This window comes from Frankia casuarinae (genome assembly GCF_000013345.1).
GTDB classification, from domain to species: domain Bacteria; phylum Actinomycetota; class Actinomycetes; order Frankiales; family Frankiaceae; genus Frankia; species Frankia casuarinae.
The window spans coordinates 1,505,905-1,519,911 of the sequence record NC_007777.1 but is presented as its reverse complement, the minus strand read 5'-3'; the positions used below and the strand labels follow the sequence as shown (position 1 = coordinate 1,519,911).

Here is a 14,007-nt window from a genome sequence, read left to right as displayed (position 1 = left end):
CACGGGCATCAGACGTGATGGGCGACGGTTCCGCCGTAGCGCCGGTCCCGTCGGGCGAAGTCCTCACAGGCGGACCACAGATCGCGCCGGTCGAAGTCCGGCCAGAGCGTCTCGACGAACGAGAACTCGGCATAGGCGGCCTGCCAGAGCAGGAAGTTGCTGAGCCTCTGCTCCCCGGAAGTCCGAATGACGAGGTCCAGATCGGGCATGTCGGGCTCGTCCAGGTAACGGCCGATGGTCGCCTCATCGATCCGATCGACGCGCAGCCGGCCCTCCCGCACGTCCCGGGCGATCGCCGCCGCGGCATCGGCGATCTCGGCCCGGCCGCCGTAGTTCACGCACATCACCAAGGTGAGCCGGTCGTTGTCACGGGTACGTTCCTCGGACGACTCCAGCCGCCTGATCACGTTCCCCCACAGCCGGGGACGACGACCCGCCCAGCGAACCCGCACACCGAGCGCGTGCATGTCCTCGATGCGCCGGCCGAACACCCCGTCGGTGAAGCGCATCAGGAACGCCACCTCGTCCGGTGACCGTTTCCAGTTCTCCGTGGAGAAAGCGAACACCGACAACCATCGGACCCCGAGCTCGATCGCGCCCTCGACGCAGTCGAACAGGGCGTCCTCGCCGGCCTCGTGTCCTTTTGTTCGCGCCAGCCCGCGCATCTTCGCCCACCGTCCGTTGCCGTCCATGACGATGCCCACATGCCGCGGGACGAGACGCGACGGCAGGACCGGAGGTCGCGCGCCGGAGGGATGGGGATGCGGATCGCGAAACCGCGTCTTCACACCATTACGCAGCGCCACCGCCTACCTCCCCGCACCCGTCCGGGGCGGCTTCACGCCGCAATCCGTCCTGCCGGTCCCAGCCATCACCACATCGTCCCCCCGTCGGCGCCGGGTCGCGCCGGACGCACCCACCGCCGCTTTCCGCCTCACCATGTCCGTCCTCGTCCTTCCGCCACGGCCCGTCCCACCGCCGTCCCGCTCTCATGGTCCCGTTCCCCGGCGGTCGCACCCAGGCCGCCCGGCCCGCCTCGCCGGGATGACCGTCCCGGCCCACACGCAAGACCTCCACCACGGCGCCCGGCCGCGTCACGCCCTCTCCAGATAAGGCAGTGCGCGAAGCCCGCGTTCGAGATGCCACTGGAGATAGGCGGCGGCGATGCCACCGGCCTCCCGCCGGGCGCGGGCGTCACTGACCAGTGCACCGTCCCAGTCACCGCGCAACAGATCCGCGAGCAGCCGCACCGCACCCGCGGACACCGACGCCGCACCGTGCGGGCGACATTGCGGGCACACTACGCCGCCGCCCGGCACGGACAACGACAGGTGCAGCCCGGGCCCACCGCAACGCGCGCAGTGGTCCAGGGCCATCCCATACCCGGACACCGCGAGCGCCCGCAACAGGAACGCGTCGAGGACGAGCGCGGGTGGGCGCTCGTCGCCGGCGAGCGTACGCAGACCACCCACGAGCAGGAGGAACAGCCGCAGGGCGGGCTGGCGTTCCTCGCTGGTCAACCGCTCGGCGGTCTCGAGCATCACCGCGGCCGCAGTGTACCTCGGGTAGTCAACGGCGATCGTGGCGCCGTAGGGAGAGATGATGTCCGCCTGGGTGACCGTGTCCAGCGCCCGGCCGGAATGCAGCAGCAGATCGACGTACGTGCCCGGCTCCAGCCGCGACCCGAACCGCGAGGACGTCTTGCGGACACCCTTGGCGACGGCCCGCACCCGACCGGTCCGACGGGTGAGCACGGTGATGATGCGGTCGGCCTCGGCGAGGGGGGCCGTGCGTAGGACGACACCTTCGTCGCGATACACCGGCACCCGCCCATGGTTGCACGGTCCCGAGTTCATGCGGTGAAGCGAGGTCGCCCGGCAGATGGCCGGTACCGGCCGGATGTTCTCCTGAGGAACCCGCAGGACATCCCGGTCCATAGCCGGGGGGTAGGTATGGCAGTACATTGCGGCATGGATGCGGCATGGATGCGGTGCTGACGGCGCCTCGGTGGGGCCGGCGGCGAGCCGGCTCAGAACCCCAGGCGACGCAGCTGGCGCGGATCGCGCTGCCAGTCCTTGGCGACCTTGACATGTAGATCGAGGAAGACCGGGGTACCGAGCAGCGCCTCGATCTGCGTGCGGGCGCGGGAACCGACCTCCTTGAGGCGGGATCCGCCGGTCCCGATGACGATCGCCTTCTGGCTGGGCCGCTCGACGAAGACGTTCACCCGGACGTCGAGGAGAGGACGCTGCGCCGGCCTGCCCTCCCGGGAGACCATCTCCTCCACCACGACGGCGAGCGAGTGCGGCAACTCGTCGCGGACCCCCTCCAACGCGGCCTCACGGACGAGTTCGGCGACCATCACCTGTTCCGGTTCGTCGGTCAGCTCCCCACCGGGGTACAGCGCGGGCCCGGCGGGCAGCCGGGCGACAAGCACGTCGGCAAGCACGGCGACCTGGTAGGAGCGCACCGCGCTGACTGGAACGATGTCACTGAACTCGCCGAGCCCGGCGATCTCGAGCAGGCGGGCGCCGATCCGATCGGGATCGGCGACCCGGTCTGTCTTGGTGAGGATGGCGACCACCGGGGTGCGCTTGGGCAGCCGGGACAGCTCCTCGGCGATGAAGCGGTCCCCCCGGCCGACCGGCTCGTCCGCGGGCATGCAGAAACCGACGACGTCGACCTCGGACAGCGTGGCCCGCACCACGTCATTGAGCCGCTGCCCGAGCAGCGTGCGCGGCCGGTGCAACCCCGGGGTGTCGACCAGGACGAGCTGGGCGTCGTCGCGGTGGACGATGCCGCGGATGGCGTGCCGAGTGGTCTGTGGTCGCCCGCTGGTGATGGCGACCTTCGTCCCTACCAGCGCGTTCGTCAGCGTCGACTTGCCGGCGTTGGGTCGTCCGACGAGGCAGGCGAAGCCGGCCCGGAACGGCACCGAGGTCGTTGTCGACACGCTAGGTGGTCACCCTGGTCCGGGCGACGCCGTCCGAGCCGGCGAGGAACACCGGGATCCCGGCGCCGAACTCGGCCAACGTCGCCAGGTCGGCGCGGTCGAGCTCGTCCTTCTGCGTGACCACCGCGGCGGCTTCGAACCGGCGGGCGCCGCTGGAGACCGCGGCGGCCACCGCCGCGCGCAGCGCCGAGATCGCTAGCTCGGCCCGGCCCAGGCCGAGAGTCGCCGCCGCGTAGGTGCGACCGTCGGTGTCGCGCAGCGCCGCACCCTCCGCAGGGTCGCCCGAGGGGGCGTAGGCACGCAGCCGCGCCGCCCTGGCCAGCACCACGAGCTTCGCGTCCTCTGCGGCGAGGTCGAGAGCCGGGGCGCCGTCGGCCGAGTTGCCATCGGCAGGCACGGTTCCCGACCGGGTCGCGTCGGCGGTCACGAATTCACCTTTCTGTCCGACGACGAGCTGCGCACGGGTTCGCCGCCGTCGTCGGATCGGGGAGGCGGCGAGCCGTCGTCGCCGTTCGACGGATGCGGCAACCGCTGGACGACCACGGTGCCAATCTGGTTACGCCGGCCGGCGGCCCGTTCCGCCGACAGCCGCAACCCACCGACCGTGACCGTCGCACCCGGGATGGGCACCCGTCCCAGGGCCGTGGCCAGCAGGCCACCGACGGTGAGGCTGTCATCCGCACCGGGCAGGTCGTCCACGTCGAAGTCAAACAGCTTCGCCAGATCGTCGACGTCGAGCCGGGCGGTCACCCGCGCGGTGTTGGCGTCGATCCACTCCACCGGCGGAACCTCGTTGTCGTACTCGTCGGTGATCTCACCGACGATCTCCTCAAGGATGTCCTCGATGGTGACGAGTCCGGCGGTTCCACCGTACTCGTCGATGACGATCGCCATGTGGGTACGCGACGCCTGCATCTCACGGAGCAGGTCGTCCGCGGGCTTGCTCTCGGGCACGAGTGCGGGTGAACGCATGATCTCGGCGATCGCACCATCCTCGCCCCCCTCCCGTTCCCGGCGGACCATGTCCTTGAGGAAGGCGATCCCCACCACGTCGTCGACGCTCTCCCCGATGACGGGGATCCGCGAGAAGCCGCTGCGCAGGGCCAGCGCGAGAGCCTGCCGGACGGTCTTCGTCGACTCGATGAAGACCATGTCCGGACGCGGCACCATCACCTCGCGCACCAGGGTGTCCCCGAGCTCGAACACCGACGCGATCATGTCGCGTTCCTCACGCTCGATGACCTCGTTCTCCTCGGCGAGGTCGACGAGATCGCGCAGCTCGGCCTCGGATGCGAAGGGACCATCCCGGAAACCAGGACCGGGGGTGACCGCGTTGCCGAACGCGATCAGCAGCCGGGGCAACGGCCCGAAGATCCGCGCCAGCCGGACCGTGAGACCGGCGCTGGCCAACGCCACCGCAGGGGCGTGCTGGCGGCCCAGGGTGCGGAACATCACCCCGACGAGGATGTACGCGACCAGGGTCGAGGCCAGCGTCCCGAGGCCGATCGCGGCGAACCCGGCCCCGTAGGCGTGCACGAACAGCACCGTGATACAGGCCGCGGCGAGCATCTCCGCGACGATGCGCAGGAGCAGCAGCAGCGCGAGGTAGCGGCCCGGATCGGCCACGACGGTCGCCAGGTTCCGGGCGCCGGCCCGGCCCTGGCGGGAGAAACCCTCGACCGTCACCCGGGAGACCCGGGTCAGGGCCGCGTCGATGCCGCCGAGACCCGCCGCGGCAAGCGAGCCCATCACGGCGATGAAGACGAGAAAAAGATCACCGGAACTCATGCGGACCCCCTTGTGCCGGGTCAGCGTGCGGGCGCGGCAGGGGGCTCTCCGGCGCCACCGCCACGGCCCTGGTCACCACGGCGGCCCTGGTCACCACGGCGGCCCTCGCCGCCGTCCGCGGCACCGTCCGCGGCACCGCGGGCGCCGTCCGCGCCGTCCGCGCCGTCCGCGCCGTCCCACGACGCGAGCAGCTGGCTCTGTACCTTCCACATCTCGCGTTCCTCGTCCGGCTCGGCGTGGTCGTAGCCGAGCAGGTGCAGGATGCCGTGGGTGCACAGCAGGGACAGCTCGCGATCGAAGGAGTGACCGGCCTGCTCCGCCTGCCGCCGCGCGACGTCCGGGCACAGCACGACGTCGCCGAGCAGGGTAGTCGGATCGTCGTCGACCGACTCCGACCACGAGGCGTCAAAGGCATCGTCCTGCGGGAAGGACAGGACGTCGGTCGGACCCTCCTCGCCCATGTACCGGACGTGCAGATCGGTCATCGCCTTCGGCTCTACCAGCATCACCGAGAGCTCGGCGAGCGGGTTCACCTTCATGGCGTCGAGCACGAACCGGGCGAGCGCGGCCAGCCTCACCTCGTCGACGTCACTCGCGCCCGACTCGTTGGCAACGAATACGGCCATCAGCGGTCCTCTCCGACCGCGGCGACGGTCACCGTCGGTCCCGACGAGCAGACCGGGCCGGAGCGGGTGGCGGCGCACTGGCCGCGTCCCAGCGGGCGTAGGCGTCGACGATCTCGCTCACGAGCCGGTGCCGAACCACATCGGAGCTGGTCAGGGATGCAAAATGGACGTCGCCGAGGCCGTCGAGGATCTCCCGGACCACCCGCAGCCCGCTGCGGGTGCCGCTGGGGAGGTCGACCTGGGTCACGTCCCCGGTAACGACGATCTTCGCGCCGAAGCCGAGCCGGGTAAGGAACATCTTCATCTGTTCCGGCGAGGTGTTCTGGGCCTCGTCGAGGATGATGAAGGCGTCGTTCAGCGTCCGGCCGCGCATGTAGGCCAGTGGGGCCACCTCGATCGTGCCGCTCTGCATCAGCCGCGGGATCGAGTCCGGATCGATCATGTCATGCAGCGCGTCGTAGAGCGGCCGCAGGTAGGGATCGATCTTCTCGTACAGGGTCCCCGGCAGGAACCCGAGGCGTTCCCCCGCCTCGACCGCGGGGCGGGTCAGAATGATCCGGTTCACCTTCTTGGCCTGCAACGCCTGAACGGCCTTCGCCATGGCGAGGTAGGTCTTGCCGGTGCCGGCCGGCCCGATCCCGAAAACGATGGTGTGCTGGTCGATCGCGTCGACGTACCGCTTCTGGTTCAGCGTCTTCGGCCGTATCGTCCGGCCCCGGCTGGAGAGGATGTTGAGGGTGAGAACCTCGGCCGGCCGCTCCTCGGCGCCGCTGCGCAGCATCGCCAGCGAATGGTCGACATGCTGCGGGCTGAGCTCCGTCCCGGCGTCGAGCAGCGCGATGAGCTCAGCGAACAACCTGGCGGCGAGCTCGTTCTCAGCCGGAGCGCCGGTAATGGTGATCTCGTTGCCACGCACGTGGATATCCGAGGAGAAAGCCTTCTCGATGGTACGGAGCAGCTGATCCTGGTGACCGAGCAGACTCACCATGCTGTGCGGACCGGGTACGACAATGCGCGTCTGGACCCTGGTGTCGGGCGCGACGGGTGGCGTAACGGATTCGGGCATAAAGAGCGGCCAGCGAGGCCGGGGCACCTCTCAGGATTGATGATCGCGGTGGGTGGCGCGGCGCGGACGGCCGACACCGGACAGAACCCCTCCAGCCGGAGGGACCGCCCAGCGAGGCGGACCACGGACGCTACCTGACCAGTCTATCCATCATCGCGCCGGGCCGTCCCAACGACCGAGGTCCGCGAACACGACCGCCGCGGCCACGACGCCGGCGGTGGATGTGCGCAGCACCGTCGAACCGAGCCGCGACACGATCGCTCCGGCCTCGCCCAGCGTGGCCAGTTCCAACTCGGACACCCCTCCCTCGGGGCCCACGACGAGCACCAGCTCCGCCGCCGAGGCGGCCGGAGCCACTCGCTCCGACACCTCAACCGAGCGGGCCAGGCCAACCAACGGGATGGTCGCCTCCTCGTGCAGGAGGACGGCAAGCGCCGCCGCCCGCACCCGCTCGACAACCTCCTTCAGGCCGGCCAACTCGCCCACCACCGGCCAGTGCAGTCGGTGGGACTGCTTCGACGCCTCCTCCGCGGCTCTGACCCAGCGTTCCCGGGCCCGCACGCCACGGACACCCTCCCAGCGGGCCACGGACCGGGCCGCCGACCACGGGACGATCTCGTCGACACCGACCTCGGTCAGCATCTCCACCGCCCGCTCGCCCCGATCCCCCTTGGCAAGGGCCTGCACGACAACCAGTCGGGGGCTCGGGGCCGCGGCGGCGACCCGGCGCCGGACCGCGCAGTCGATCTCATCCCGCCGGGCGGCAACGACCTCGCACTCCACCGCACGGCCGAGACCGTCGGTCACGTCGACCGGCTCCCCCGGCCGCAGCCGGCGCACCATGGCCGCATGGCGACCCTCCGGACCGGCGAGGGTGAACGAGTCCGCGATCGGCAGCGGCGACAGCCGGAACAGGGCGCTGGTCAGGATGCATCCTCTCCGCAGCGGTCACGGCCGATGACCGGGCTAACGGCCGCGGCGCGTGCCCCGCCGCCGGAATAGCCCCGCCGCGCCGCCGGCGGATCCGCCCACGACGGCCGGTGCCTCCTCGTCGCGCAGCTTCGCCAGCTCTCGTAGCAGCCGCTCCTGCTCGCCGTCCAGCTTCGTCGGAGTCTCGACGTTGATGTGGATGTGCAGATGACCGCGCCCGGCGGCCCGCAGATGCGGAACCCCGCGGCCGGCGAGCTTGATGACCTCACCGGGCTGGGTGCCGGGCTTCACGGCGATGGTCTCGGTGCCGTCGAGGGTCTCCAGCGTGGCGGAGGTGCCGAGCGCCGCCGAGGTCATCGGCAGCGGCAGCTCACAGTGCAGATCGTCGCCCTCCCGGGTGAAAACCGGGTGCTGCTTCTCGGAGACCTCGACGTAAAGGTCACCGGGCGGCCCACCGCCGGGCCCGACCTCGCCCTCGCCCGACAGCCGGATGCGCATGCCGTCCTCGACCCCGGAGGGGATCTTCACAGTGAGCGTCCGGCGCTTGCGCACCCTGCCGTCGCCGCCGCAGTCCCGGCAGGGATGCTCGATCACGGTGCCGGTACCCGAACACCGCGGACAGGGCCGGGAGGTCACCATCTGGCCGAGGAAGGAACGGGTGACCTGCTGGACCTCGCCCCGCCCGCCGCAGGTGCCGCAGGTCGACGGGTGCGTGCCGGGAGCCGCACCGGCACCGGTACACGTCGAGCACACCGCCGCCGTGTCCACGGTGATCTCGCGCGTGGCGCCGAACGCGGTCTCGGACAGGTCGAGCTCGATGCGCAGCAGCGCGTCGTTGCCGCGCCGGACCCGGGACCGGGGCCCACGGCTCGACCCGCCGCCGAAGAAGGCGTCCATGATGTCACCGAGGCCGCCGAAACCGGCGCCGAACGGCGAACCGCCACCGCCGCTGCCACCGGGCGCGAGCGGATCGCCGCCCAGGTCGACGATCTGGCGCTTCTCCGGGTCGGAGAGCACCTCGTACGCGGCCGTGACGCCCCGGAAGCGCTGCTGTGCATCCGGATCTGGATTGACATCCGGATGCAGCTCACGGGCCAGTTTGCGGTAGGCCCGCTTGATCTCGTCGTTCGACGCTTCCCGGCGTACGCCCAGAACGGCGTAATAATCCACTGCCATCAGTCGGCACCCAAGAGTTCACCCACGTATTTGGCGACGGCCCGGACGGCCGCCATCGTCCCCGGATAGTCCATGCGCATCGGGCCGAGCACCCCCATCCCACCCAGCGCGAAGGGACCACGACCGTATCCCGTGGCCACCACCGCGGTGGACCGGAGGGCGTCCACATCCGTTTCGCGACCGATCCGTACCGTTACAGTACCGGTCTCCCGCGCCGAGCCGATGAGTTTCATCAGCACGACCTGTTCTTCTAACGCCTCAAGTATCGACCGCAACGAGTCGGCGAAGTCGACCGGGGACCGCGTGAGATTCGCCGTCCCAGCCATCGCGATGCGCTCCTCCTGCCGCTCGACCAGCGACTCCAGCACGGCACCGGCCACCGTGGTCAGGTAGGGGCGCAGCTCGGAGCGGGTGCTGTCGGGCAGGGCCGCGACGATGTCGGGGGCGTCGACCAAGCGCCGGCCGGCCAGCGCGCAGTTGAGCACGGAACGCAGCTCGCCGGCGACCTCGTCGTCAACGGGTACGAGGCTGTCGACGATACGCTGCTCGACCCGGCCGGTGTCGGTGATGAGGACCATCAGCAGGCGGTACGGGCCGAGCGTGACAACCTCGATGTGCCGGATGCTGCTGCTCGACAAGGAGGGGTACTGCACGACGGCCACCTGCCGGGTGAGCTGGGCGAGTAGCCGCACGGAGCGGCGCACCACGTCGTCCAGGTCGACGGCGCCCTCCAGGAAGCTCTGGATCGCCCGACGTTCGGCCCGGGACAGCGGCTTCACCCCCGACAACCGGTCCACGAACAACCGGTAGCCCTTGTCCGTCGGTATCCGTCCTGCGCTGGTATGAGGCTGTGTGATATACCCCTCTTCCTCCAGGGCGGACATGTCATTACGGACAGTAGCTGGCGATACACCGAGATTATGCCGCTCCGCCAGCGCCTTGGAACCCACCGGCTCGTTGCTCAGCACAAAGTCCTCAACAATCGCCCGAAGGACTTCGAGCCGCCGATCCTCCAGCACGCGGTCGCACCCCCTTCACCAGGCGGGACGTGGCCGGGCCACGGTGTGTGCAGCGGCGGACACCCAGCTTGGCACTCGGCCGCAGTGAGTGCCAAGTGTAGCCGCCTGCTCAGGTCGAAGCACAGAACATGAGCCACCCCGCGAATGACCGGTAAGGGCCCGGCGACGTCCTCGTAACGAAACGAGCATGCCGGTACCCAGGTTCCGGTCCCGCCCGATCGGGCCACCGGACGGCCGCCGGTCGGGCAGCGGCGTCAGTCGGGCAGCAGGGCTCGCACGACCGTGTCGGTGAGCAGACGACCGCGACGAGTGAGACGCACCCGGCCGAACTCCAGGGCACCGGGTTCCACCAGGCCGGACTTCGCGAGCCCGGCGGTGGCCTCCCGGCCGGGCCCGTCCAGCTCACCGACGGCCAGTCCCTCGGCCAACCGGACGCCCAGCATGACCCGCTCGACCCGGCGGGCCTGCGCGTCGAGCTCCTCCCGGGCGGCCGCGGGACTGCGCCCGGCCCCCAGCCGGGCCGCGTACTCCGCCGGATGACGCACGTTCCACCATCGCACCCCGCCGACGTGGCTGTGCGCGCCCGGACCGATCCCCCACCAGTGATCTCCGCGCCAGTACCCCAGATTGTGCCGACACCGGGTATCGGTCCCCCGCGACCAGTTGCTGACCTCGTAGCTGGTCAGGCCGGCCGCGCACAGAGCGTCATCGGCCTGCAGGTAGCGGTCGGCAAGCAGGTCGTCGTCGGGTTCGAGCAGCTCGCCCCGGCGGACCCGGCGGGACAGTTTCGTGCCCTCCTCAACCGTCAGCGCGTAGGCACTGACGTGGTCCGGGCCGAGCTGGATCGCCGCGTCCAGGCTCGCCGCCCAGTCCGCCTCCGACTCGCCCGGAGCCCCGTAGATGAGGTCCAGGCTGACCTGGTCAAAGCCCGCCTTGCGGGCCCAGCGCATCACCTCGGGCACGCGGCCAGGGGTGTGCCGCCGGTCCAGGGCGGCGAGGACGTGCGGACGGCTACTCTGCATCCCGAAGGAGATCCGGGTGTAACCGGCGGCGCGCAGCTGCTCCAGTTGCGCCGGATCCACCGACTCCGGATTCGCCTCGGTGGTGATCTCCGCGTCGGACGCCAGCCCGAACCCGTCGTCCAGGATCCGCAACAGCCGCCCGAGATCGTCCGCGGTCAACAGGGTCGGCGTGCCGCCACCGACGAAGACCGTGGAGACCACCAGCTCCTGCTCACCAAGCACGGTACGCGCGAGCCGGACCTCGCCGGTCGCGATGTCGACGAACGTCGTGAGGCCCACCGACGACACCAGGGCGCCGCCTAGGTCGGCCGCCGTGTAGGTGTTGAAGTCGCAGTAGCCGCAGCGCGCCGCGCAATAGGGCACATGCACGTAGACCCCGAACGGCCGCCGGGTCACCTCGGCCAGCGCGGCCGCCGGGAGGGCACCGTCGTCCGGCGGAAGCGAGCCGTCGGGAGGCTTTTGTGGCATGCCCCCAGTGTGCCCCCAACGTGTGCTCTCGCGGCAACGCTACGTTTGCCAACCACGCGGGCGGGCCAGGGGTGGCCACACGAGGACCACCTAGGGATAAGGCCGGAATACCCACTTCGGCGATGTTGGCCGGGTGTAATGACATTTTGTCATCGTTGGGCACAGAAGGGAAAATATGGGTGGTTCACCATGGACCGATCGACGTCGGTGCGAAAAGATCCGGTCATGGACGACGACGCCAGGGCCGTTCTCGACGAGATCTTCGAACTGCTCCCGCCCCGAACCACCGTGTACCGTTCCAGCGCCGCCGCCCCTGTCGCGGACCTGTCGTTCCCCGAACCGGCCACCGAACCGATCCGCCTCCCGGCCAGCCCCCTGCCGACCCGCTGAACGGCCGACTCACTGAACAGGCGGATGGCACCACGGTCCCGCGTCGGCCCCGCACCGGACTCACTTCACCGCCGGTTTGCCGGTGTCCGTGGACAGCGCCGCGATGAAGGCCTCCTGCGGCACCTCGACCCGACCGATCGTCTTCATCCGCTTCTTGCCCTCCTTCTGCTTCTCGAGCAGCTTGCGCTTGCGGGTGATGTCGCCGCCGTAGCACTTGGCGAGCACGTCCTTGCGGATGGCGCGGATGTTCTCCCGCGCGATGATCCGGCTGCCGATCGCAGCCTGGATCGGCACCTCGAACTGCTGGCGCGGAATCAGCTCGCGCAGCTTGGTCGTCATGGACACGCCGTAGGCGTAGGCCTTCTCACGGTGCACGATCGCCGAGAAGGCATCGACAGTCTCCCCCTGCAACAGGATGTCGACCTTCACCAGATCGGCCAACTGCTCCCCGGCCGGCTCGTAGTCGAGGCTGGCATAGCCCCGGGTCCTGGACTTCAGGGCGTCGAAGAAGTCGAAGATGATCTCACCGAGAGGCAGCGTGTACTTGAGTTCCACCCGGTCGGTCGACAGATAGTCCATCCCCTTCAGGACACCGCGCCGGCCCTGGCACAGTTCCATCACCGCCCCGACGAAGTCGGTCGGCAGCAGCAGCATCGCCTCGACGACGGGCTCGTACACCTCGGCGATCTTCCCGCCCGGCCAGTCACTGGGGTTGGTCACTATGATCTCGGAATGGTCCTCCATGACCACCCGGTAGACGACGTTCGGGGCCGTGGAGATGAGAGTGAGGTTGAACTCGCGCTCCAGCCGCTCCCGGACGATCTCCAGATGCAGCAGGCCCAGGAAGCCGCACCGGAATCCGAACCCCAATGCCGCGGAGGTTTCCGGTTCGTAGGTCAGGGCGGCGTCGTTGAGCTGAAGCTTGTCGAGAGCCTCGCGCAACGCTGGATACTCGCTGCCGTCGATCGGGTACAACCCGGAGTACACCATCGGCAACGGATCCCGATAGCCACCGAGCATCTCCGTCGCCGGCCGCCGGGTAGTGGTGATGGTGTCGCCGACCCGGGCCTGCCGGACGTCCTTGACCCCGGGGATGACGTAGCCGACCTCGCCGACCGACAGCGACCCGGTCGGATGGGGGTCCGGCGAGATGACACCTACCTCGAGGGTCTCGTGGCTCGCGCTGGTCGACATCATCAGACACCGGTCGCGGGTGGTCAGCGTGCCATCGACCACCCGCACATAGGTGATGACGCCGCGGTAGATGTCGTAGACGCTGTCGAAGATCATCGCACGAGCCGGACCGTCCGGATCGCCGACCGGGGCGGGCACCCGGCGCACGATCTCGTTGAGCAGCTCCGGCACTCCCTGGCCGGTCTTGCCGGACACGCGGAGCACCTCGCCCGGCTCGCAGCCGATGATCGCCGCGATCTCCTCGGCGTACTTCTCCGGCTGGGCCGCCGGAAGATCGATCTTGTTGAGTACGGGAACGATGGTCAGGTCGTTCTCGATCGCCAGGTACAGGTTCGCCAGGGTCTGCGCTTCGATGCCCTGGGCCGCGTCGACCAGCAGCACCGCGCCCTCGCAGGCCGCGAGCGAACGGCTCACCTCGTAACTGAAGTCAACGTGGCCCGGTGTGTCGATGAGATGCAGGATGTAGTCCCGACCATCGTCGGCCCGCCACGGCAGGCGCACGTTCTGGGCCTTGATGGTGATCCCGCGCTCGCGCTCGATGTCCATGCGGTCGAGGTACTGCGCGCGCATGTTGCGCGCCTCCACGACACCGGTCACACCAAGCATCCGATCGGCAAGAGTCGACTTGCCATGGTCGATGTGGGCGATGATGCAGAAGTTGCGGATCATCGTCGGGTCGGCGCCGGGCGCCAGGTGCGGGGCTGTGGACACGCGGAGAGTTCTCGTTTCGCTCGCGGTGATCACGGTGGAGCCGCCCGTGCCGATATCTGGGTCGACCACCTTCATCGTGCCAGGAGCCGCGCGCAACGTTGCGCCGGTGCGCCGCCGCGCGGGGGTTTGATAATCTGAGTGCCACCGTGACGGGCCGCGTCGTCGTCCGGTCATGATCTGGTCGATCATGACCTGTCCGGTCATGATCTGGTCGCCATTCCGTGCGGCGCCGGTCGCCGGAGGCAGCCGGTTCTCCGCGGTACCTGCTGCTCCCAGGAGCCAGCGAGATATGCCGGATCACCGGGCACGGCCGGTACCCGTACTATGACGTGTCCGCACCACCCCGACTCGACAAATCAGAGGTTCTCCCGCGTGGCCAACATCAAGTCGCAGATCAAGCGCAACCTCACCAACGAGAAGCGGCGGCTGCGCAACAAGGCTGTGAAGTCGGAACTCAAGACGCACGTGCGTCGCTTCCGCGACGCCGTGGATGCCGGTGACGTCGAGCGCGCCGGCGAGACGCTGCGGATCGCGTCCCGCAAGCTGGACAAGGCCGTCAGCAAGGGTGTCATTCACGCCAACCAGGCCGCCAATAAGAAGTCGGCACTGGCTCGCACGCACGCCAACCTGGCCGCCAGCTGAGTCGTCTTCCTCCAGCCGGGGC

Annotated in this window: 14 protein-coding genes; 2 read left to right on the top strand and 12 right to left on the bottom strand. The window is 69.6% G+C overall.

From position 1 onward, the window contains the following. Positions 1 to 8: 8 nt before the first annotated feature. The 11 genes from FRANCCI3_RS06385 to hemW form a co-directional block, all read right to left on the bottom strand. Positions 9 to 806, bottom strand: coding sequence for an isoprenyl transferase (locus tag FRANCCI3_RS06385; protein ID WP_011435717.1), 798 nt, complete (start codon positions 804 to 806; stop codon positions 9 to 11). A 288-nt stretch (positions 807 to 1,094) separates the two neighbouring features. Further along, positions 1,095 to 1,826: a DNA repair protein RecO gene (gene recO / locus FRANCCI3_RS06380; RefSeq protein WP_011435716.1), complete on the bottom strand. Its 732-nt coding sequence runs from the start codon at positions 1,824 to 1,826 to the stop codon at positions 1,095 to 1,097. A gap of 203 nt (positions 1,827 to 2,029) precedes the next feature. Continuing rightward, on the bottom strand, positions 2,030 to 2,953 hold the full coding sequence (era, locus tag FRANCCI3_RS06375) for a GTPase Era (RefSeq protein ID WP_011435715.1): 924 nt from the start codon (positions 2,951 to 2,953) through the stop codon (positions 2,030 to 2,032). A 1-nt stretch (position 2,954) separates the two neighbouring features. After that, positions 2,955 to 3,380 (bottom strand): hypothetical protein, encoded by a 426-nt coding sequence (locus tag FRANCCI3_RS06370; RefSeq protein WP_011435714.1) that lies wholly within the window; start codon positions 3,378 to 3,380, stop codon positions 2,955 to 2,957. Continuing rightward, a complete protein-coding gene (locus tag FRANCCI3_RS06365; protein WP_011435713.1) occupies positions 3,377 to 4,741 on the bottom strand; it encodes a hemolysin family protein in 1,365 nt (454 codons plus the stop codon). Before FRANCCI3_RS06365 ends, FRANCCI3_RS06370 begins: the two co-directional genes overlap by 4 nt. 20 nt (positions 4,742 to 4,761) lie before the next feature. Beyond that, a complete protein-coding gene (ybeY, locus tag FRANCCI3_RS06360) occupies positions 4,762 to 5,367 on the bottom strand; it encodes an rRNA maturation RNase YbeY (protein ID WP_011435712.1) in 606 nt (201 codons plus the stop codon). Between the two features lie 28 nt (positions 5,368 to 5,395). Then, entirely contained in the window at positions 5,396 to 6,433 is a 1,038-nt protein-coding gene (locus FRANCCI3_RS06355; protein WP_011435711.1) for a PhoH family protein, read from the bottom strand. Positions 6,434 to 6,583: 150 nt separating this feature from the next. After that, positions 6,584 to 7,276: a 16S rRNA (uracil(1498)-N(3))-methyltransferase gene (locus tag FRANCCI3_RS06350; RefSeq protein ID WP_011435710.1), complete on the bottom strand. Its 693-nt coding sequence runs from the start codon at positions 7,274 to 7,276 to the stop codon at positions 6,584 to 6,586. A 123-nt stretch (positions 7,277 to 7,399) separates the two neighbouring features. Next, positions 7,400 to 8,539 (bottom strand): molecular chaperone DnaJ, encoded by a 1,140-nt coding sequence (gene dnaJ, locus FRANCCI3_RS06345; RefSeq protein ID WP_011435709.1) that lies wholly within the window; start codon positions 8,537 to 8,539, stop codon positions 7,400 to 7,402. After that, positions 8,539 to 9,558: a heat-inducible transcriptional repressor HrcA gene (gene hrcA / locus FRANCCI3_RS06340; protein ID WP_011435708.1), complete on the bottom strand. Its 1,020-nt coding sequence runs from the start codon at positions 9,556 to 9,558 to the stop codon at positions 8,539 to 8,541. The genes dnaJ and hrcA overlap by 1 nt, the downstream gene beginning before the upstream one ends. Positions 9,559 to 9,812: 254 nt before the next feature. Next, a complete protein-coding gene (gene hemW, locus FRANCCI3_RS06335) occupies positions 9,813 to 11,048 on the bottom strand; it encodes a radical SAM family heme chaperone HemW (protein WP_011435707.1) in 1,236 nt (411 codons plus the stop codon). A gap of 225 nt (positions 11,049 to 11,273) precedes the next feature. On the opposite strand from hemW, the gene FRANCCI3_RS06330 reads away from it, so the two are divergent. Beyond that, positions 11,274 to 11,438 carry a hypothetical protein gene (locus tag FRANCCI3_RS06330; protein WP_232234895.1) on the top strand — a complete coding sequence of 55 codons (165 nt, stop codon included), beginning with the start codon at positions 11,274 to 11,276 and terminating at the stop codon, positions 11,436 to 11,438. 60 nt (positions 11,439 to 11,498) lie between these two features. Here the strand turns inward: FRANCCI3_RS06330 and lepA are convergent, their stop codons facing one another. Next, a complete protein-coding gene (gene lepA / locus FRANCCI3_RS06325; protein WP_035730196.1) occupies positions 11,499 to 13,343 on the bottom strand; it encodes a translation elongation factor 4 in 1,845 nt (614 codons plus the stop codon). Between the two features lie 372 nt (positions 13,344 to 13,715). Here lepA and rpsT point away from each other — a divergent pair, with 372 nt between their 5' ends. After that, positions 13,716 to 13,985, top strand: a complete 270-nt coding sequence (gene rpsT / locus FRANCCI3_RS06320) for a 30S ribosomal protein S20 (RefSeq protein WP_011435705.1) — start codon at positions 13,716 to 13,718, stop codon at positions 13,983 to 13,985. The last annotated feature ends 22 nt before the right edge of the window (positions 13,986 to 14,007 follow it).